The following is a 19,468-nucleotide window of genomic DNA, read 5'->3' as shown; positions in this document are numbered from 1 at the left end:
GCGTCACGAACCTCGGAAGGCCGCTGGTTTCAGCCGCCGAGGCCGGTCGGCGACGCTGGGTGTTCTGCGATGGCCCGGTCGGCGGCGAAGAGCTCGGGCGCCGGCCCGCTGCCGTCGGCGAGGTCGGCGAGGATGCGCCCGACGACGGGCGTGAACTTGAACCCGTGGCCCGAGAACCCGGCGCCGACGACGATCGGCCCGACGCGGTCGAGCACGAAGTGCTCGTCTGGCGTCGTCGTGTACGTGCAGCTGATCGGCACGATCGCGTCGGCGTCGACGCCCGGCAGCCAGTCGCGGGCGTAGCGCTGCAGCGCCGCGAGCTGCTCGGGTTCGGCCGCGAAGTCACGCTCGTCGGGGTCGACGACCGGCCCGACGCCGTGCCAGCCGGCCTTCACTCCCTCGCCGGGCGTGAGCATGCCGTAGACGGGCGATCGCCAGTAGTCGTAACCCGCGTCGGCCGCGCCCGGGAAGTGGTTGAAGCTCGGCCACGCGACCGTCTCGTCGCGCACGGCGAAGTGCGCCGGCTGCTCCTGCGTGACCACGAGCGGAGGCAGGCTCATTCCGCCGAGGAGCTTCGAGGTCCACGCGCCCACGGTGACGACGGCGGTGCGGGCCTCGAAGACCTCCGCGATGCCGGCATCGGTGACGGATGCCACGCGCACGCGCCCGTCGTCGACCACCTCGATGCGCGTGGCCTGCGTCCGATGCCGCACGTCGGCTCCAGCGGCCGCCGCCGTGGCGTGGAGCGCGCGCACCGTGGCATCCGCGTTCACTCGGCCCGCTTGCTCGTTGAAGAGCACTCGCGTGTCGAAGCGGATGCCCGCCCAGCGCTCGCCCGCCTCCTCGACACCCAGGAACTCTGCCGCGATGCCGGCCGCGGTGAGCGCGTCGTGCACGGCGTCGAAGCTGCCGCTCGGGCCGTGGTTCGCCACGCCGACGAGCTCGAGCAGCGAAGCACCGCTCTCGGCCTCGAGCTCGCGCCAGAGCGGCAGCGCTTCGACGAGCATCTGCACGTACGTCGGGTCGGAGTAGGCGACGTTGAAGTTGCGCGACGCACCGTGCGAGGCGCCTAGGCGGTGGCCGGGCTCGTACCGCTCGAGCACGACGACCTCGCGCCCGCGCCGTGCGAGCTGCCATGCCGTGGCGGCACCCATGGCGCCGCCGCCCACCACGATCGTCTCGACCCGGGTCACCATGGCGTCCAGCCTAGGCGTCGACGGCGAGCACCTCCGTGAAGTGCTCGACCACGGGGAACGGCTCGTAGAAGTGATGCAGCAATTCGCGCCACCGCTCGTACTCGACGGAGCCGCGGAACCCCACCGTATGCGCCTCGATGCGCTCCCAGTGCACGAGCAGCAGATACTCGTTCGGCGTCTCCACCGACCGCGAGACGCGCAGGTCGACGAAGCCGGGCATCGACGAGATGATCGGGATGGCTTCGGCGAGCGCGGCTTCGAAGTCGGCTTCGCGACCGGGCATCACGGGCAGGATCGCATGTTCGAGGATCACGGGCCCACGATACCGGCGCTCCTGGCCAGGCCGCTTGGCAGCCCATCGCCGGGGATTGGCAGGGCGGGGAGCCAGGTCCAGACGTTCGCTGCGGCATCATGAGGGCATGGACTTCGACGACAGCGCCGCCCTTCTCGTGATCGACGTGCAGCAGGGCTTCGACGACCCCTCGTGGGGCGAGCGCGACAACCCAGAGGCCGAAGCGAACATCGCTCGTCTGATCGCCGCGTGGTCGGATGCCTCGCGGCCGATCGTGCTCGTGCGCCACGACTCGATCGCCGAGGGCTCGCCGCTCGATGCGGGCTCCCCCGGCAACGCCTTCAAAGACATCGTCGCCGACGCCCCGCACGAGCTCCTCGTCACGAAGCAGACCAACTCCGCGTTCTACGGCGAGCCCGACCTGCACGGATGGCTCGGAGCCCGCGGCATCCGTCAGCTCGTGATCGCCGGCATCCAGACGAACATGTGCGTGGAGACCACCGCCCGCATGGCGGGCAACCTCGGCTACGACGTCACGGTGCCGCTCGACGCGACCCACACGTTCGACCTCGAGGGCCCGGGCGGCATCCGGCTCTCCGCCGCCGAACTCGCGCGGGCGACCGCCGTGAACCTCTCGGGCGGCGACTTCGCGCGCGTTGTCACGACCGACGACGTCGTTGGCGCGGCACACGGCTGAGCCGGCTCCAGGGTTCCCGTCGCGGCATCAGCGCGCGGCATCCGTTGCCCTGCGTTACGCCCCGAAGCAGATGCCCAGCCGGGCCGCAGTAGCGTGAGGCCATGGCAGACCGCGAATACGGCTTCAAGACCCGCGCCATCCACGCGGGCAACATCCCCGACCAGGTGACGGGCGCGCGTGCCCTCCCCATCTACCAGTCGAGTGCATTCGTCTTCGACGACACCGCGGATGCCGCGGCGCGGTTCGCGCTGCAGAAGTACGGCAACATCTACTCACGCCTGGCCAACCCGACCGTCGCGAGCTTCGAGGAGCGCGTCGCGAGCCTCGAGGGCGGGCTCGGCGCCGTTGCCACCGCCAGCGGACTGTCGGCGCAGTACATCACGTTCGCGAGCCTCGCCGGCAGCGGCGACCACATCGTGGCGAGCGCGAACCTCTACGGCGGCTCGATCACCCAGCTCGACGTCACGCTCCGCCGGTTCGGCATCGAGACGACGTTCGTGCAGAGCGCGAACGCCGAGGACTACGCCGCTGCGATCACCCCGAACACCAAGGCGCTCTTCGTCGAGACGATCGCGAACCCCTCGGGCGAGATCGCCGACCTCGAGGCGCTCGCCGACGTCGCGGACGCCCACGGCATCCCGTTCATCGTCGACTCGACGATCCCGACGCCCTACCTCAGCCGGCCCATCGAGTGGGGCGCCGACATCGTCACGCACTCCGCCACGAAGTTCCTCGGCGGGCACGGCACGACCCTCGGCGGCGTCGTCGTCGAGTCGGGTCGTTTCCACTGGCACTCCGAGAAGTTCCCGCTCTTCGGCCAGCCCGTGCCGAGCTACGGCGGCCTGCAGTGGTCGGGCAACTTCGGCGAGTACGCGTTCCTCACCCGCCTCCGCGCCGAGCAGTTGCGCGACATCGGCCCGGCGCTCGCGCCGCACTCGGCGTTCCTCCTCGCACAGGGCGTCGAGACGCTGCCCTATCGCATCCAGGCGCACCTCGACAACGCGCGGGCCGTCGCCGAGTGGCTCGAGGCCGACCCGCGCATCGAACGCGTGTGGTGGGCCGGCCTGCCGGGGCATCCGCATTTCGACCGTGCCCAGAAGTACCTGCCGAAGGGCCCGGGCTCGGTGTTCAGCTTCGAGGTCAAGGGCGGCCGTGCCGTCGGCCAGGCACTCATCGAGTCGGTGAACCTCGCGAGCCACGTCGCGAACATCGGCGACGCGAAGACGCTCATCATCCACCCCGCCTCGACGACCCACGCACAGCTCACCGAGCAGCAGCTCATCGACGCCGGCGTGCTGCCAGGGGTTGTGCGCCTGTCGGTCGGCATCGAGGATGTTGAGGACATCATCGACGACCTCGACCAGGCACTCACCACCGCGACGAAGGGAGCAACACGATGACGGACACCGCAATCGCAACGACCGAGCTGACGGATGCCGCGGCATCCGAAGATCTCGAGACCGTGCGTCTGGTCAACGGCCTCTCGTGCGAGCTGCCCGCGAACTCGCCGCTCGCCAAGCTCCTGCACTCGCAGCGCACGTGGACCGGCCCCGACGCGAAGGCCCGCCTCGCGATCCTCCGCGCGGCCAAGTCGGTCGCGATCGTCGGCGCCTCGCCGAACCCGGCGCGCTCGAGCTTCTTCGTCGGCACCTACCTCCAGCAGTCGAGCGACTACCGGCTCTACTTCGTGAACCCGAACGCCAGCGAGATCCTCGGCCAGCCCGCCTATCCCGACCTCGCAAGCCTGCCCGAAGTTCCCGACATCGTCGTGGTGTTCCGCCGCGGCAGCGACATCCCGAGCGTCGTCGACGACGTGGTCTCGATCGGCGCGAAGACCATCTGGGTGCAGCTCGGCATCTGGAACGAGCAAGCGGCCTACGACGGCGAGGCCAAGGGTCTCACCGTCGTCATGGACCGCTGCATCAAGGTCGAGCACGCCCGCTTCCACGGCGGCCTGCACCTGCTCGGCTTCGACACCGGGCAGATCACCGCGCGCAAGACGCTGCGCTGACGGATGCCGCGGGCCGTCAGGCCTTCCGCATGTACGCCCGCACCGTGAGCGGCGCGAACACGACGACCGCGAAGATCCAGCTCAGCGACCATGCCGAGACGATCACGAGCATGCTCGCGAGGAACAACCCGAGTTGTTTGACTCGGCCAGCCCGAAGCAGGCCACGGATGGGGAATCGGCATCTTGACGGCCGCAATCGTCCGAGATGTGATCGAGGCATGCCGCCCACCACCGAGTTCTCCGCCGATCCGTCCCGCCTCGACCGCGACCGCGTGCATGCGTGGCTCGCCAACGAGTCGTACTGGGCGACCGGCCGCACGCGCGAAACGCACGATGCTGCAATCGACGGCTCCCGCAATTACGGCGTCTACGACACGGTCACCGGCGAACAGCTCGCCTACGCACGCGTCATCACCGACGGTGTGACGTTCGCATGGTTGTGCGACGTGTTCGTCGCGAACGAGGCACGCGGACGCGGCATCGGCATCGCCCTCATCGAAGGCGTCGTCGACGAGCTCGCCCCGCTCGACCTGAAACGCATCGCGCTCACTACCGCCGACGCCCACGGCCTCTACGAGAGATTCGGCTTCCGGCCACTCGACCAGCCCGAACAGTGGATGGCCCGCATGGGCGCCGCGACCCGCTGACCGCACGCGGCAACGGATCAGGCGGCGCTGGTCTCCGAAGCGGCGTCCGAAGCGGCGTCCGTCGCGGCTTCCGCGTCATCCGACTCGCGTCCATACGCGAGCATGAGGAAGCTCGAGCCGTCGGAGCGCGTGAAGTGGTACTCACGCTCATGGAGACGCTCGAACCCCAGCCGGTCGTAGAGTCGCTGCGCGGAGACCATCTCGGGGCCGGTGTTCAGCACGACGCGGCACACGCCGCGGAGGCGGCCGAGCAGCAGCACGTGCTCGACGAGCAGCGCGCCGATGCCGCGGCGCCGCGCCTCGGGTGCCACGCCGAGGAACCGGAAGTCGAGCTCGCCCTCGCGCGCGAGCGGAGAGATCGCTCCGCCGCGGCGCGGAGTCGAGACGGTGCCGAGGAGCGCGCCGCTCGCGGCATCCGTCGCCACCCAGACCTGGTGGTCGCGGGCTCGCTCGCCGACCGCGGCGATCGACGCGCGATAGTCATCGGTCAACGTGAAGTCGACGGCATACGCGGATTCGACGAGCTCGGAGACGAACCCGGCCTCGTCGGCGCGCATGAGCCGCACGCGAACATCATCGCGCTGCTGGAGCGCATACCGGTACACGTGCGCCTCGACATCGGCCGACGATGCGGCAGCCTCACGCTCGGGCACGCGGTCGAACCTCAGCCGCTCGTACAGCGACTGGGCGCGCGTGTTCGCCGCGCCGGTGTCGAGCACGAGCGCGTCGGCACCCCACTCCAGCGCCGCCTCGAGGCTCGCCCGCATGAGCGCCTCACCGAGGCCCGCGCCCTGGGCGCCAGGGTCGACGGCAAGCAAGCGGATCTCGGCCTCGCCGGGCACCGCGACTCTCGAATAGGGCGTCGCCGCGCGCAGCACGCTCGCCGAGCCCGTCACGCGGCCGGCGTCGTCGACACTGACGAGCACCGCTCCGGATGCCGCCCTGCCGGCGGTATCTCGTTCGAAGTCGCGCCGCTCGGCGCTCTTCGGCAGGTGACCGTAGGGCCCGGCCGCGAAGGCGCGCTCGATGAGATCGGCTTCGGCGGTCGACTCCTGCGGCAGGATGTGACGGATTTCGGGCAAGCGGCGACGTGATGAGGCATTCATAGGATCCGTTCCAGCCTAGATGCGCTCGGGTCCCACCGTCTCGACGGTCGCGGCGCACGATTCTGCGACGCGACGCCCGATGCGTGCGCCCGCTCCGCCGTAGCCTTGGCAGCGTGACAGCGTTCGTCTCAGCACTCGATCTCTTCTCGATCGGGATCGGCCCCTCGAGCTCGCACACCGTGGGCCCGATGCGGGCGGCGCGGGCCTTCGCCGAGCACCTCGACTCCGCCGGTCTCCTCGACCGCGTGAGCCGCGTCACGTGCTCGCTCTACGGCTCGCTCGGCGCCACCGGCCTCGGCCACGGCACGCCCGACGCCGTCGTTGCGGGCCTCGCTGGGCTTCGGCCCGACGACTGCGACCCCGACGCGGTGCGTGGCGCGTGGTCGCGTCTCGGCGACGACGGTGCCGAAGTGCGCCTCGCCGGGCGGCATCCGATCGTCATGGCGCAGCCCGACCTGAGCCTCGAACCGCGCACTCGCCTGCCCGGGCATCCGAACGCGATGACCCTGCAGGCGTGGAGCGCCGGCGATGCGCTCCCTCTCGCCGAGGAGACCTACTACTCCGTCGGTGGCGGCTTCATCCGCCGCGAGGGCGATGCCCCGCACGAGTCGGAGGCGCTGCGGCATCCGCTGCCCTACTCGAACGCGGCCGAACTGCTCGAGCTGTGCGATGAGCACGGCGTCTCGTTCTGCGACATCGCGCGTTCGAACGAGGTGGCGGTGCACGGTGAAGCCGACATCGACGCCGGTCTCGACGCGATCTGGGCCGCGATGGCCCTCTGCGTCTCGCGCGGGCTCGCGACCGACGGCACGCTGCCCGGCGGCCTCCGCGTGAAGCGGCGAGCGCCTGAGGTGCGCCGGCGGCTCGAGGAATACGACCGCGACGAGCACGTTCGCGACACGTCGACCGAGTGGCTGCACGCCTTCGCCCTCGCTGTCAACGAGGAGAACGCGTCGGGCGGCCGAGTCGTCACGGCGCCGACGAACGGCGCTGCCGGCATCATCCCGGCTGTCGGGCATTACTACTTGCGATTCGTCCCCCGAGCGGATGCCGCGGGTATCCGCCGCTTCCTCCTCACGGCGGCGGCGATCGCCTCGCTCGTGAAGAAGAACGCCTCGATCTCGGGCGCAGAGGGCGGATGCCAGGCCGAGGTCGGCTCCGCGTGCGCCATGGCCGCCGGCGCGTTGTGCGCCGTGCTCGGCGGAACTCCCCGGCAGATCGAGAACGCCGCCGAGATCGCGATGGAGCACCACCTCGGCCTCACGTGCGACCCCGTCGGCGGGCTCGTGCAGGTGCCGTGCATCGAGCGCAACGCGATCGCCGCGTCCACGGCCGTCTCGGCGGCACGGCTCGCGCTGCACGGCGACGGCACGCACCTCGTCTCGCTCGACACCGTCATCGAGACGATGCGCCAGACCGGGCTCGACATGATGACGAAGTACAAGGAGACGAGCGAGGGCGGTCTCGCGGTGAACGTCATCGAGTGCTGAGCTGCTTCGCCGACCTCCGCTCGGTGCAGTGACCCCCGGTCGGGGACCCTCGGGGCCCTCGCGCTGACCCCGTGTCATCTGCCATCGTGTGCAGATGAACAGCGACCCCTCCCCCAATCTCGACACCCTCCTCGGTGCCGGCCTCGTCGGAATCATCATCGGCATCGTCGTCTACCTCGGCGTACTCGCACTCTCGCTCTGGATCGGCTACCTGATCGTGAAAGCCGCGGTTCGAAACGGACTCCGCGAGCACACCATGTGGCTCGAGAGCCGTCGCGGGCCGTTGCGCTGACGCGTCGACGACATTCACACCGTCTCGGCGGGTTACGGCCTGTTGCGCCGTCAGGCGCGCGATGCACGGCTCCCGACTAGCGTGGCGCCATGACCGCTCTCGAACTCGGCTCCGCGCTCGTCTCGCCGCACTGGCTCGCCGACCACCTCGGACATCCCGCACTCGTCGTCGTCGATGCGACCGTGCTCGGAGTCGAGACCGACGCCGGGTTCCGCTGGCTGAGCGGCCTCGACGAGTACCTCATCCAAGGCCATGTGCCGGGCGCGGTGTTCGCCGACCTGCTCGAGGAGTTCTCCGACCCGGCGGCCGGCCTCACGTTCGCGAAGCCCGATGTCGCTCAGCTCGAGGCCGCAGCCCGAGGCGCGGGCATCGACGACGACGTCACCGTCGTCATCTACGATTCCGCGATCGGGCAATGGGCCGCTCGACTCTGGTGGCTGCTCCGCTCAACCGGTGTCGAACGGGTCGCGGTGCTCGACGGCGGGCTCGCCGGGTGGCGCGCAGAGGGCCACCCCGTCGAAGGCGGGTACCAGCAGCCCCGGGCCGCCGGCCGCCTCACCCTCGACGAGCGCCCCGAACGCTGGGCCGACAAGGCCGAGGTCGAGCAGGTCGTCGCCGGCGAATCGGATGCCGCGCTCATCTGCGCGCTGCCCGCGAGCGAGTTCCGCGGCGAGACGGGCCGCCGGGCGCGCCGCGGACACATCCCGCGGAGCGTCAGCGTGCCCGTGTCGACGCTCGTCGACCGCGAGTCGCGTGAGTTCCTGCGTGGCGAAGCGCTCGGCGAGCGGCTCCGGGGCGTCGACACCGCGGCATCCGATGGCGCTCGAACGATCGTCTACTGCGGTGCCGGCATCGCGGCAGCGGGTGCAGCACTCGCACTGCACCTGGCCGGCCACGAGGATGTCGCGATCTACGACGGCTCCCTCGAGGAGTGGGCGGCCGACGACGACGCTCCCCTCGTCACGCTCGCGGGCTGAGAACCAATGCTCGCGGGCTGACGACCGGCGCCCCTCGGTACACCCCGACAAACGGACGGACCGTCATCGGTGTCCCGGCCGATGACCGCCCGCCCGAGTCCAGTCGGTCTGGCTCAGCAGGCGCAGGTGATCGCGCCGTCGGCGACCGCTCCGCCCTCGAGTCCCGCAGGGGTCACGTTCGTCAGCGCGTCGGGCGCGAGTTGCGCGGGGCCGTCGGCGGTGTCGTAGGCGAAGCCCTCGCGCACCCAGTACTCGAAGCCGCCGAGCATCTCCTTCACGGGGTGGCCGAGGAGGGCGAACTCGAGGGCGGCGTGGGTGCCGCCGTTGCATGCGGGACCCCAGCAGTACACGACGACCGGCGTACCCGAGGGGATCAGCTCGGATGCCTCGGCGGCGATGCGGCGCCACGGCAGGTGGATCGCCCCCGGCACATGGCCCTGGGCCCAGGACGCGTCGCTGCGGGTGTCGACGAGCACGAACCCCGGCTCGGCTTCGGCGAGCGCGGCCGCGACGTCGGAGACGTCGGACTCGAAGCCGAGCCGGCCGCGAAAGTGCGCGACCGCGTCGCGCTGCGAGGCGACGTGCTCGAAGAGGGTGGATGCGGCGAGGGTCGTCGTCTGGGTCATGTCTCCACCCTTGCAGTGCGACCGCCGCGGCCACCCGTGAAATCGCGCCGCCATGCCGCGAAATCCCGCCAGCGTTCCGCGCGGGTGCCGCACGCCCTAGCCTGATCGCATGCATCTCGGCGAGATCTTCATGCTCCTGGCCGGCTCGCTCGCGGTCACCGCGTTCGCGAGGTGGCGCGGCTGGTCGGCGCCGCTGCTCGTGATGGTCGTCGCGTTCATCGTCTCGGTACTGCCGTTCGTGCCGGCCATCGTGGTCGACGGGGAACTCGTGCTCACGCTCGTGCTGCCCCCGCTCCTGTACTCGTCGGCGCTCGAGGTGACCTACCTCGATTTCCGGCGGAGCTTCGGGCAGATCCGCCGCCTCGGCATCATGCTGCCGATCGTCACTGCGTTCGCCGTCGGCTTCGTCGTCTGGCTCATCGCCCCTTCGCTGGGATTGCCCGTCGCGCTGCTCATCGGGGCGATCGCCGCGCCGTCCGACGCGGTCTCGGCGGCAGCCGTCGGGCGACGGCTCGGCCTTCCCCGCCGCGTGATGACGGTGCTCTCAGGCGAATCGCTCGTGAACGACGCGACCGCGATCACGCTGTTCCGCACCTTCGCCGCGATCGCGGCGGGCGCGACCGTGACCTGGTTCGACGGCATCCTCTCGTTCCTCGTGGCCGTCGTGGTCGGTGTCGGCTTGGGACTCGTGATCGGCTGGCTCGTCACGATCCTCCGTACTCGCCTCGACGATGCCGCCGTGCTCGGCACGGTGAGCCTCCTGCTGCCGTTCGCCGCCTACGGCATCGCCGAGCGTCTCGGCGGCTCGGGCGTGCTCGCGGTCGTTGCATCCGGCATCCTGATCGGCCACCACGCGCCGCGCACGAGCTACGCGACGAGGCAGCACGAGCGCCCGATCTGGCAGTCGATCGACGTGTTGCTCGAGGGGCTCGTCTTCGGCCTCATCGGCCTGCAGCTCAGCACCGCCGTCGCCGATGTGCTCGCGAGCGACCTCGGGCTCGGCACGAACGCAGCGCTCGCGCTCGCGGTGCTCGGCACCGTCATCGTCGTGCGCATCGTCTGGGTGTCCGGAGGCTATGCGGTCTCGCGTCGCATCGATGCGTGGCTCGCACCGGTGAGGACGCGTCGCGGTCGACGACATCTGGCGGAGCCGAAACTCGCGCCGAAGGAGCTCATCGTCATCTCGTGGGCGGGCATGCGCGGCGTCGTCACCCTCGCGACAGCGACGGCGATCCCAGCGATCCCCGATGACCCGGCGGCCGCCGACACCGTCTTCCTCGTCGCCTTCGTCGTGACCGTGGGCACGTTGCTCCTGCAGTCGACGACGCTCCCGCTCATCATCAAGCGGCTGCACGTCGCCGACGACGACGAGCGCGAGCAGGATCGGCGGGAGATCCGCGCGGTACTGCAACGGAGCGCGGCGGAGGGCCTCGCCTACATCGAGAACCGCAGGGGCGAATGGCACGAGCGCTACGGCACCGAGCTCACCGACTCCGTCATCGATCGCTTCGTGAAGCGAATCCGAGCGGATGCGACACGCAGCGAAGACCTCGCGACGGATGCCGCGGCCGCGACGGTATCGGCCCAAGCCGAGCTCTCGAGCATCTCACGGGACTGGATCGCCGCTCGTCGCCGGGTCGTGCTCGCCGAGCGCGACGCCGGCCACCTCAACGAGGAGGTGATGCGCGAGCTGCTCTTCGCCCTCGACGCCGAGGAGCTCGCGCTCGATTCACGAGCGGCCGTGCGGGACGACGCTCGCGGCGAGACGCCGTGAGCCCGGGCCGGCGCGCGTTGGGCGGGGCGCCTCAGGCCGGTGCGAAGAACGCGGTGACCGCCGCGCCGAGCGCAGCGAGGTCGTCGACGTGGGCGAGCTCGCGCGCGGAGTGCATCGAGAGCAGCGGCGCGCCCACGTCGACCGTGCGGATGCCGAGCCGGGTCGCGCTGAGCGGCCCGATCGTGGTGCCGCACGGAATCGCGTTGTTGGAGACGAACGACTGCGTCGTGACGCCTGCCTGTCGGCAGATTCCCGTCCACAGGGCCGAGCCGACGGCGTCGCTCGCGTAACGCTGGTTCGCGTGGAGCTTCAGGAGCGGTCCGCCGCCGAGCACGGGATGGTTCCTGGGGTCGTGGCGCTCGGGGTAGTTCGGATGCACCGCGTGCCCGGCATCCGATGACAGGAGCCATGACGCAGCGAACGCACGCCGGCGCTCGTTCTCGCCCGCGCCGAGCCCGATGCCGATCCGGATGAGCACGTCCTCGAGTGCCGGCCCGCTCGCGCCCGAGCGCGACCCGGAGCCGACCTCCTCGTGATCGAACGCGGCGAGCACGCTCACGTGCCCGGCATCGGCGGGTGCCTCGAGCAGGGCGACGAGGCCGCCATACACCGAACTCAGGTTGTCCATGCGTCCGGCGGCGAAGAACGCCTCGCCGAGCCCGAACCGAGCGGGCGGCGCCGTGTCGGCGACGAGCAGGTCGTGGCCGGCGATCCGCTCAGCGGGAACTCCCGCTATTCCGGCGAGCTCGGCGAGGAGGTCGCCGCTCGCACCGACGCCCCAGATCGGCTGCATGTGGCGCTGCTTGTCGAGGGTGAGGCCGGAGTTGACCTCGCGGTCGAGGTGGATCGCGAGCTGCGGGATTCGCAGCATCGGGCCGGTTCGCACGAGGTGCTGTGCACCGTCATCGGTGACGATTCGGCCGGCGAGTTCGAGTTCGCGGTCGAGCCAGGAGTTGAGCAGCGGGCCGCCGTAGATCTCGACCCCGGCCTGCAGCAGGCCCTCGGCGCTCGACGAGGGGTTCGGCTTGAGCTTGAACGAGGGCGAGTCGGTGTGGGCGCCGAGAATCCGGAACGGTGTCGTGGCGATGGCCCCCTCGGGCTGCACCCACGCGATCACGGAACCGTCGCGCACGACGACGCGCCGCCCGGCGCCGGTTGGCCACTCGTCGCGATCGTCGAGCCGCTCGAACCCCGCCTCCTCGAGTCGACGGGCCACCTCTTCGGCCGCGTGATACGACGATGGGGCGGCGCTGATGAACCGGGCGAAGTCGGCGACGTAGGCGTCGGTGCTGGCGTCGGTGCTGGTGTCGGTCTCGCTGTCGAGTGCGGGCATCCTCCCATCCAACACCCCGCGGCGCTCGAGGGCGAGTCTGCGCCTGCCAGCCGATCAGGCGAAGCGCACGACGGCCTGCAGGCGCGAGCGCACCTCCATGACCTCGGTGCCGCCGAGGTGCGCCGACCCGGGCAGTCCCTCGCGTACGGCGCTCGCGAGCCGTGACCGCTGCACGAGGGCGACGACGGCGCCGCGGATGCTGCCACCGACCTCGAGCGGCTCTTCGGCGTGATCGTCGGGCACGACCACGATGAGCGCGGTCGGCTTCACGCGTGCCGCCCGGCCGGTGGCCTTCGCGCGGGCCGCGAGCGCACGGATGGGCCGCTCGCCGTCGAGCGCCTCGCCCACGAGTTCATTGCGGCGCAGGATCACGGGCGCGCCCCAGTCCTCGGACTGGATCGCGAAGAGGCCCGTCGGTCCGAGCACGAGGTGATCGAGCTTCGGGGGGTGCCCGGGGCCCGCGGCATCCGTCGCCACGTCATGCCACACCGTGTAGGCGATGCCGAGCGTCGCGAGCGAGCGAGCGGTCGCCTCCTCGGCGAGCGCGTCGGCGAGCACGTGACGGATGTCGCGAGGTGCGCCGCGCACGAGCGCGGGGTCATACGGATCCTCGAGCTGCACTCCCCGGCCCGCCCACTCGCGAATGAGCCCGAGGTATCGCTCGCGAGAGAGCCCGCCGGGGTGACCGTAGGAGCGCGCGAGCGGCCGCGAGTCGCGGCGGGCGTTCGGTGCGGCAGGCGCCCAGGCCTCACGCGTCGGCGCCGGAGCACCGCCGCGGGATCCCCGGTCGAACACCGCCCGCGCCTCGGGCGTGCCGACGAGCTCCCACGCGCGCTGCACCGCGTGGAAGCGTGCGGTGTCGCCGCCCGTGTCGGGGTGTGCGCTGCGGAGAGCTCGCCGATAGGCGAGGCGGAGTGCGGCGGCATCCGCGTCGGATGGCACGCCGAGCACCTCGTACGGGGAGTCGGAGAGCGGACTGTCGGGCATGGGCTCGCTTTCGAATGTGCGTCCACGAGAATACCCCGCTCCGCTCGGTGATCGCCGTGCCGTGGCGCCCGCTGAGCCGACAGATCCTCAGGGTTAGACTCCGAACGGGCCGACCGGCCGCAGCGAGGAGGACCGACATGCTCGTCGACGTCAACTACTGGGCGGTCGTGCTCGCCACCCTCTCGACCATGCTGGTCGGCTCCATCTGGTACACGTCGAAGGTCTTCGGCAACTACTGGATGCGGGTCGCGAAGGTCGACCCGGGCGACCGCAACCCGGTGGGCCCCATCGTCACGACGCTCATCGTGAGCTTCATCTCCGCGTGGGTGCTCGCCATCGCGACGCAGGTCACGTGGACCGCGCTCGGCGGCAACTACCTGCTCGTCGCGATCATGACCGGCATCATGCTCTGGGCGGGGTTCACCGCTGCGCGCATCATCACTCATGACGCGTTCGAGGGCCGCCCCTCCGGGCTCACGATCTTGAACATCGCGCATGAGTTCGTCACCGTGCTCATCATGGCGATCATCATCGGGGTGTGGCCGCCGGCCGGCACCGTCTGAGCATGCGGATGCCGCCGCGCCACGTCATTCGGGCGGCAGCACCAGGATCCCGTCATCGATGAGGCCGCGCACGGCGGGCAGCAGCTCGCGGGCGAGCGCCGTCTCGTCGACGTCGAGCAATTGCGCCACCGCGCCGATGATGGCGCCGACGGGGAGTTCGCCGTCGCACGCGCCCACGAGCGCTGCGAGGCCGGTGTCGAGCCCGATCGTGCGTCCGAAGCCGCCGCCCTGGCGCAGCAGCATCGCCGTCGGATGCTCGTCGCCGGGCCAGTAGTGGCGCTCCTCGGTGACGTCGCCGGCCATGGTGAGTCGCAGTGCCGCGACCTCCTCGTCGCCGAGGGCCGCTTGGCGGTCGTGCGCGTCGAGGCACACGGCGAAGAGCACTCCGAGCGGAGAGTCATCGTTCCCGAGCGCGCCGTGCCGACGCTCGAGACGCGTGAGCCGGGCGGCGGGCAGGGTGCCGGTGGGGCGTCGCAGCAGCACGTAGCCGAATCCCACCTCCCGCACCCCGCGCGCGTCGAAGTCGTCGAGCCATGCCTCGTAGAGCCGGTCGAAGTCGGGCGTGCCCGGCCGCGTGCCGCCGTCGCGGATCCAGGTCTCGGCGTATTCGGTGATGCGTTGCCGCTCGCGTTCCACGATCCAGTGATCGAGGTCGCCGGCCCAGTCGCGCACGCGTTCGAGTCCGTCATCCGTCGCCCGATACTCCCAGTTGCCGAGCAACTGCGCCACGCCTCCCGGCTCGAGGTGCGCAGCCGCGTCACGCACGACGGCTTCGACGAGCGCGTCGCCCACCATCCCGCCATCGCGGTACTCGTACTCGGGAACGCCGGCGGCCCGCGGCGTGATCACGAACGGCGGGTTCGACACGATCCGGTCGAATCGCTCGCCCGCGACGGGCTCGAAGAGGCTGCCGTGGCGGAACTCGACGCCGTCGATGCCATTGAGCTCGACGTTGAGGCCGGCGAGCCGGAGGGCTCGCTCCGAGATGTCGGTCGCCACGACGTGAGGGGAGAACCGCGAGGCGTGCATCGCCTGGATGCCGCACCCGGTGCCCAGGTCGAGCACGCGCGCCGCGGGAGTCGGCAGCATCAGGCCGCTGAGCGTCATCGACGCCCCGCCGACGCCGAGCACGTGCTGCTCGCCGAGTGCATGGCCGAGCGCGAGCTCACCGAGGTCCGAGAGGATCCACCACTCGACCGTGCCGACCGCGTCGGTGAACGTGTACGGCCTGAGGTCGAGTGCCGCACGAACGGATGCCGCGTCCAGCGCAGGCTCGTCATCTCCGCCCGGGCCGGCACCACCGGCGGGCGCGAGCAGGCCGAGCTCCGTGGCACCGTCCACGCCGAGCGCCGGCAGCGCGTGCTCGGCCTCGGAGCGCGGCAAGTCGAATCCGAGCACGAACAGTTCCGCGAGCGTCGCGAGGTCGGCGGAGGCGCCGTGCTCGGCGCGGCGCGCATCGAGCACGCGTTGCGCCGGCACCCGCTCGCCGCGATGCAGCGCCGCCGCGGCATCCGTTCCCCACAGCTCCTCGAGTGCGGCCACCGTGAACCGGGCGCCGGCGAGGTCGGAGCGGAGCCGCCGCAACAGGTCGGTCGTGCGTTCTGCGCTCGGCCGGATGCCGTGTTCGGTGCCCATCCGTCCATTCAAGCGCACGCTCGAGCGCGCCCATGCGGTGGACCCACGCGGGTGTCGACATCGCAGCCCGCCGCACGAGGCATCGTCACGTAGCCGTCACCTGCCGTACACGTCGGGAAGCCGTGTGTAACCCCTTCGTCACACGGTGCACGTAGCGTTGGTTACGATCGAGACAGCGAGGGGAGGTCGCGGATGGCTGAGGCATCGACGCTGGAGCTGCTGCGGCAGCATGCGCGAGATGAACTCTCAGCGCTCATCGAACTGCGCTGCCGTCTCGGCGAAGATCCCTGGGTGTTCCTGCCCGAGCTGCCGTCAGTCGACGAGCAGGTCGTCGCGACGCTCCGTGAAGAGCGACTGCACTCCGAGCGATGGAGCCCGGCACGGGCACGCGCCTATCACCCCGCTGCGCGCGAGGGCGAGGCCGCCCGCTTCGAGTACGAGCTCTTGCGCGAGATCGCGCTCGAGCACCCCGAGTTGAGCTCGGCCGTCTGGTCGGTGCTCGACCGCGTACCCGCCTGGTAGGCGGGCTCAGGCCCCGACCACCGGCACGAGCTGCCGCCGTTGCACGCGCATCCACGTGATGAAACCGAAGATCGTGAACGCCCCGTAGAAGAGGTAGAGCAGGGCCGAGGCGTAGTAGCCGGCGCTCACGAGCAGCGGCACCCCAACGATGTCGACGGCGACCCAGATGAGCCAGAACTCCGTCCACCCCTTCGCCATCCCCCACGTCGCGAGCAACGAGCCCATGAAGATCCACGCGTCGGCCCAGACGGGCTCGAACGAGCCGAGGGCCTGGAACACGGGCGTGAGCACGAGGGTGCCGCCGACGAGTGCCGCCGCGAGCTGAATCCGGGTGCGGCCGCTCGCCCAGCGCGGATCGACTGCGTTCGCGCTCACGTGCCGGTGCTGCGACCAGCGCACCCAGCCGAAGACCGACACGGCGATGAACATGACCTGCCGACCGGCCTGCCCCAGCAGGTTCACGGGATTCGGCGTGTCGAAGACGGCGCCCAGGAAGACCGTGAAGAGCAGCGCGTTGCCCACGATCCCCACGGGCCAGGCCCAGACCTTGCGGCGCAATCCGCCGAGCGCACTCGCGAGGCCGAACAGGTTTCCGACGATCTCGCGCCACAGGATCACCTGGTCGCCGATCACGAGCTGCGCGTCGAAGAGCCACTCGATCGGGTTCATCGGGTCATGGTTTCCACTCGACGGCGCGAGCGTCGCATCACGAGCAGTGTCGCGAGGCGCCAGCCGAGGAGGAACACGGCCAAGGTGATCGTGGCGACGAGCACGAACGCGAACTGCACGCCCTGCCCTGACACGACCCGGAGGAGGAGCCCGCCGCCGACGGTGACGGCCCAGATCGCGACGCCCGTCGGCCAGACGGCGAGCGGATGCCGCCACTGGAGGCTCACCAGCCAACCGGCCGCGAGCGCCACTATGAACGGCCACGCGGTGCTACCGATGCCGGCCATGCCGACCGTCTCGTGATGGCTGCTGCGGCCGATCGTCACGAAGACGTGCACGAGCACGAGGTCGAGAAACGCCGCCATCACGATCGTGCCTGCACGGGTGCGCTCTCGTTCGCTCATGCTCCCATCGTAGGGACCACGAGGCGGGCGACACGCTGCAGCCATGGACTTGTCAGAACCTCACCACGAGGGCGTCGAGCGCGTCGGCGTCACCGACCGGCATCGCGCACACGAAGGCGCGACAACGATAGGCGGCCGGCGCCCCGCCGTGCGCACTGCGGCCCTCGAACAGCTCGAAGCCGGCATCGGCGAAGGCGCGGGCCTGCGCATCGGTGACGATGGTCGAGACGGATGCCGCGTGCCGCCGCGTCGCCGCGACGAGCGCCGCCCCCGGCTCGCCATCCGCGCCCCACGAATCGGGCACGACGGTGACGAGTTGCACGATCGGAGCCGCCAGTCGCGCCATGAGCCCGAGCGCACCGCCGAAGGCGATGGGCCGCGCGAGCGCGATTCCGGCGACGGCCCGCATCGCCGATTCGGCAGCCTCGCGATAGTGATCGCCCGCACCGAGCAGGTAGAGCTTCCAGGCGGCATCCGCGCACGCGGTGACTCCCGATGGCGCCACGCCTTCCGCGGGGTCGGCCGGCATCGTGAGGCCGCGGGCGGCGAGCACGGGATCGGCACCGCCCGGCGCAGCGAACGGAATGCCCCCGGGATTCGGCGATCGATCGGCCGCCGCCATGGCGGCGTCGAGCAGTTCCCGCGCCCTGACGGCGAAGACGGCCGCGCCGGTCGCCACCGAGAGCTCCAACAGGCCGTTGGCGAGCATCCCGGTGTCTTCGAGGGTCGCCGTTGCAGGTGAGGCCACCCCGCCGAGCGACGCTCGCACCAGACGGCCCCCGGTCGGCACGTGATGCTCGAGGAGGAAGTCCGCAGCGCGCCGCGCCGCTTCGAGGGCCACGGCGTCGTCGAACACGAACGCGGTTCGCGCGAGCGAGTCGATCGCGAGCCCGTTCCAGCCCGTCAGCACCTTCTCGTCGAGCGCCGGCGGATCGAGACCGGCTCGCCCCGCGGCATCCCGCTGGTAGTACCCGCCCTCGCTTCGCACCCCGTCGATCGTGCTCTCGGAGTCCTGTGCGCTCGAGAAGGCGCCGTCGGCGAGCTGCATGCTCTGCGTCAGGAAGGCGACGAGCCCTCGCGCGAGCGACGCAGCCCACTGCGCCCCGGGATCCGACCGGGCGATCCGCGCGGCGACGCCGAGCAGCTGGGCGTTGTCGATGAGCATCCGCTCGTAGTGCGGTTCGCTCCAGTCCGCTCGTGTCGCGTAGCGGAAGAACCCGCCTTCGACGACGTCGCGCAGCGGCGACGCTCCCATGAGCTTCAGCGTGCGTGCGCCGAGCTCGCGTGCTCGAGGCCCGGCTTCGACGAGGAATCCGAGCACGGGCGCGACCGGGAACTTCGGCGCCCTGCCGAATCCACCGTGAACCCGGTCCTCATCGGCGGCCAGGGTCGCGACCGCCTCCTGGAGTCGTGCGGTCGAGGGCAGCTCGCCTTCGGTTTCGGCTCCGGATGCCGCGGCCAACGCTTCGGCGACGGCGGCGGCCGTCTCGTCGAGCTGTTCACGGCGTTCGCGCCAGGCCTCGTCGACGGCGGCGAGCACCTGGGAGAACGACGGGATGCCGCGTACCGCTTGCGGCGGAAAGTACGTGCCCGCGTAGAACGTGCGCCCTTCGGGGGTGGCGAAGATGGTGAGTGGCCAGCCGAGCTCACGAGTGAACGCGGAGGCAGCGGCGAGGTAGCTCGAGTCCACCTCGGGATGCTCCTCGCGGTCGACCTTGATCGCGACGAAGCGGTCGTTCAGCATGCGGGCGACGTCGTCGTCGCTGAAGCTCTCACGCGCCATGACATGGCACCAGTGGCACGTCGCGTAGCCGATGGACACGAGCACGGGAACGTCGCGTTCGCGGGCCGCGGTGAATGCGGCTTCACCCCATGGATACCAGTCCACGGGATTCGAGGCATGGGCCCGCAGGTACGGGCTCATGGCATCGGCGAGACGGTTCCCCATTTCTTCAGCGTACGTGGGGTACAAGCCGCAACCGCTTAAACCAAAGAGAGCCGCCCAACCTTGGGCGGCTCTCTTCGAAATAATGTCCGGCGGTGTCCTACTCTCCCACAGGGTCGCCCCTGCAGTACCATCGGCGCTGCGAGTCTTAGCTTCCGGGTTCGGAATGTGTCCGGGCGTTTCCCTCGCGCTATGGCCGCCGAAACTCTAGCCACACCCGCAACCCACAGCAAGTGTGGTGGGGTGTGTGGTCTCGGTGACCCGCCCATCAACCTGAACCGTGGGTTCTGGGTGTGGGCAGG

The 19,468-nt window shown here is 70.7% G+C and carries 20 protein-coding genes and 1 rRNA gene; 10 read left to right on the top strand and 11 right to left on the bottom strand.

Annotation, left to right across the window (positions count from 1 at the left end):
* Positions 1-29 precede the first annotated feature (29 nt).
* Both J7E25_RS06630 and J7E25_RS06625 read right to left on the bottom strand, forming a co-directional pair.
* Positions 30-1,196, bottom strand: a complete 1,167-nt coding sequence (locus J7E25_RS06630) for an FAD-dependent oxidoreductase (RefSeq protein WP_214869113.1) — start codon at positions 1,194-1,196, stop codon at positions 30-32.
* Positions 1,197-1,206: 10 nt separating this feature from the next.
* A complete protein-coding gene (locus J7E25_RS06625) occupies positions 1,207-1,509 on the bottom strand; it encodes an antibiotic biosynthesis monooxygenase (RefSeq protein WP_214869111.1) in 303 nt (100 codons plus the stop codon).
* A gap of 106 nt (positions 1,510-1,615) precedes the next feature.
* On the opposite strand from J7E25_RS06625, the gene J7E25_RS06620 reads away from it, so the two are divergent.
* From J7E25_RS06620 to J7E25_RS06605, 4 genes are all read left to right on the top strand, one after another.
* Positions 1,616-2,185 (top strand): cysteine hydrolase family protein, encoded by a 570-nt coding sequence (locus J7E25_RS06620; RefSeq protein WP_214869108.1) that lies wholly within the window; start codon positions 1,616-1,618, stop codon positions 2,183-2,185.
* Positions 2,186-2,286: 101 nt separating this feature from the next.
* Entirely contained in the window at positions 2,287-3,585 is a 1,299-nt protein-coding gene (locus tag J7E25_RS06615) for an O-acetylhomoserine aminocarboxypropyltransferase/cysteine synthase family protein (RefSeq protein ID WP_214869106.1), read from the top strand.
* Positions 3,582-4,196 (top strand): CoA-binding protein, encoded by a 615-nt coding sequence (locus J7E25_RS06610; protein ID WP_214869104.1) that lies wholly within the window; start codon positions 3,582-3,584, stop codon positions 4,194-4,196. Before J7E25_RS06615 ends, J7E25_RS06610 begins: the two co-directional genes overlap by 4 nt.
* 218 nt (positions 4,197-4,414) lie before the next feature.
* The gene (locus J7E25_RS06605) at positions 4,415-4,843 is read left to right on the top strand and encodes a GNAT family N-acetyltransferase (RefSeq protein ID WP_214869103.1); all 429 of its coding nucleotides are present in this window, start codon (positions 4,415-4,417) and stop codon (positions 4,841-4,843) included.
* A gap of 17 nt (positions 4,844-4,860) precedes the next feature.
* Here J7E25_RS06605 and J7E25_RS06600 read toward each other — a convergent pair whose 3' ends face one another.
* The gene (locus J7E25_RS06600; RefSeq protein ID WP_214869101.1) at positions 4,861-5,949 is read right to left on the bottom strand and encodes a GNAT family N-acetyltransferase; all 1,089 of its coding nucleotides are present in this window, start codon (positions 5,947-5,949) and stop codon (positions 4,861-4,863) included.
* 113 nt (positions 5,950-6,062) lie between these two features.
* Here J7E25_RS06600 and J7E25_RS06595 point away from each other — a divergent pair, with 113 nt between their 5' ends.
* The 3 genes from J7E25_RS06595 to J7E25_RS06585 all read left to right on the top strand — a co-directional run bounded on the left by J7E25_RS06595 (position 6,063) and on the right by J7E25_RS06585 (position 8,708).
* Positions 6,063-7,439 carry an L-serine ammonia-lyase gene (locus tag J7E25_RS06595; protein ID WP_214869099.1) on the top strand — a complete coding sequence of 459 codons (1,377 nt, stop codon included), beginning with the start codon at positions 6,063-6,065 and terminating at the stop codon, positions 7,437-7,439.
* A 94-nt stretch (positions 7,440-7,533) separates the two neighbouring features.
* Complete coding sequence (locus J7E25_RS06590; protein ID WP_214869097.1) at positions 7,534-7,731, top strand: hypothetical protein; 198 nt, start codon at positions 7,534-7,536, stop codon at positions 7,729-7,731.
* Positions 7,732-7,820: 89 nt separating this feature from the next.
* Positions 7,821-8,708 carry a sulfurtransferase gene (locus J7E25_RS06585; RefSeq protein ID WP_214869095.1) on the top strand — a complete coding sequence of 296 codons (888 nt, stop codon included), beginning with the start codon at positions 7,821-7,823 and terminating at the stop codon, positions 8,706-8,708.
* Between the two features lie 113 nt (positions 8,709-8,821).
* Here the strand turns inward: J7E25_RS06585 and J7E25_RS06580 are convergent, their stop codons facing one another.
* Positions 8,822-9,334 (bottom strand): rhodanese-like domain-containing protein, encoded by a 513-nt coding sequence (locus J7E25_RS06580; RefSeq protein ID WP_214869093.1) that lies wholly within the window; start codon positions 9,332-9,334, stop codon positions 8,822-8,824.
* A 109-nt stretch (positions 9,335-9,443) separates the two neighbouring features.
* Between J7E25_RS06580 and J7E25_RS06575 the strand changes: the two genes are divergently transcribed.
* Complete coding sequence (locus J7E25_RS06575) at positions 9,444-11,108, top strand: Na+/H+ antiporter (protein ID WP_214869091.1); 1,665 nt, start codon at positions 9,444-9,446, stop codon at positions 11,106-11,108.
* Between the two features lie 31 nt (positions 11,109-11,139).
* On the opposite strand, the gene J7E25_RS06570 is transcribed toward J7E25_RS06575, so the two are convergent.
* Positions 11,140-12,441: a M18 family aminopeptidase gene (locus J7E25_RS06570; protein WP_214869089.1), complete on the bottom strand. Its 1,302-nt coding sequence runs from the start codon at positions 12,439-12,441 to the stop codon at positions 11,140-11,142.
* A 54-nt stretch (positions 12,442-12,495) separates the two neighbouring features.
* Entirely contained in the window at positions 12,496-13,428 is a 933-nt protein-coding gene (locus tag J7E25_RS06565; protein ID WP_214869087.1) for a J domain-containing protein, read from the bottom strand.
* Between the two features lie 137 nt (positions 13,429-13,565).
* On the opposite strand from J7E25_RS06565, the gene J7E25_RS06560 reads away from it, so the two are divergent.
* The gene (locus tag J7E25_RS06560) at positions 13,566-13,991 is read left to right on the top strand and encodes a DUF1761 domain-containing protein (RefSeq protein ID WP_214869085.1); all 426 of its coding nucleotides are present in this window, start codon (positions 13,566-13,568) and stop codon (positions 13,989-13,991) included.
* 24 nt (positions 13,992-14,015) lie between these two features.
* On the opposite strand, the gene J7E25_RS06555 is transcribed toward J7E25_RS06560, so the two are convergent.
* The gene (locus tag J7E25_RS06555; RefSeq protein ID WP_214869083.1) at positions 14,016-15,626 is read right to left on the bottom strand and encodes a methyltransferase; all 1,611 of its coding nucleotides are present in this window, start codon (positions 15,624-15,626) and stop codon (positions 14,016-14,018) included.
* Positions 15,627-15,818: 192 nt separating this feature from the next.
* On the opposite strand from J7E25_RS06555, the gene J7E25_RS06550 reads away from it, so the two are divergent.
* On the top strand, positions 15,819-16,148 hold the full coding sequence (locus tag J7E25_RS06550; protein WP_214869081.1) for a hypothetical protein: 330 nt from the start codon (positions 15,819-15,821) through the stop codon (positions 16,146-16,148).
* Between the two features lie 6 nt (positions 16,149-16,154).
* Here J7E25_RS06550 and pnuC read toward each other — a convergent pair whose 3' ends face one another.
* The 4 genes from pnuC to rrf form a co-directional block, all read right to left on the bottom strand.
* Complete coding sequence (gene pnuC / locus J7E25_RS06545; protein ID WP_214869080.1) at positions 16,155-16,817, bottom strand: nicotinamide riboside transporter PnuC; 663 nt, start codon at positions 16,815-16,817, stop codon at positions 16,155-16,157.
* Positions 16,814-17,221, bottom strand: a complete 408-nt coding sequence (locus tag J7E25_RS06540) for a DUF3054 domain-containing protein (RefSeq protein ID WP_214869078.1) — start codon at positions 17,219-17,221, stop codon at positions 16,814-16,816. Before J7E25_RS06540 ends, pnuC begins: the two co-directional genes overlap by 4 nt.
* 52 nt (positions 17,222-17,273) lie before the next feature.
* Positions 17,274-19,169 (bottom strand): thioredoxin domain-containing protein, encoded by a 1,896-nt coding sequence (locus tag J7E25_RS06535; protein WP_214869076.1) that lies wholly within the window; start codon positions 19,167-19,169, stop codon positions 17,274-17,276.
* Between the two features lie 84 nt (positions 19,170-19,253).
* Positions 19,254-19,370: ribosomal RNA gene (gene rrf / locus J7E25_RS06530) — 5S ribosomal RNA — on the bottom strand.
* Positions 19,371-19,468 lie beyond the last annotated feature (98 nt).

The sequence above is a fragment of the Agromyces sp. ISL-38 genome, from assembly GCF_018613935.1.
Classification (GTDB): Bacteria; Actinomycetota; Actinomycetes; order Actinomycetales; family Microbacteriaceae; genus Agromyces.
The sequence above is the reverse complement of the archived record's forward strand: the minus strand, read 5'-3'. Positions and strand labels throughout refer to the sequence as shown.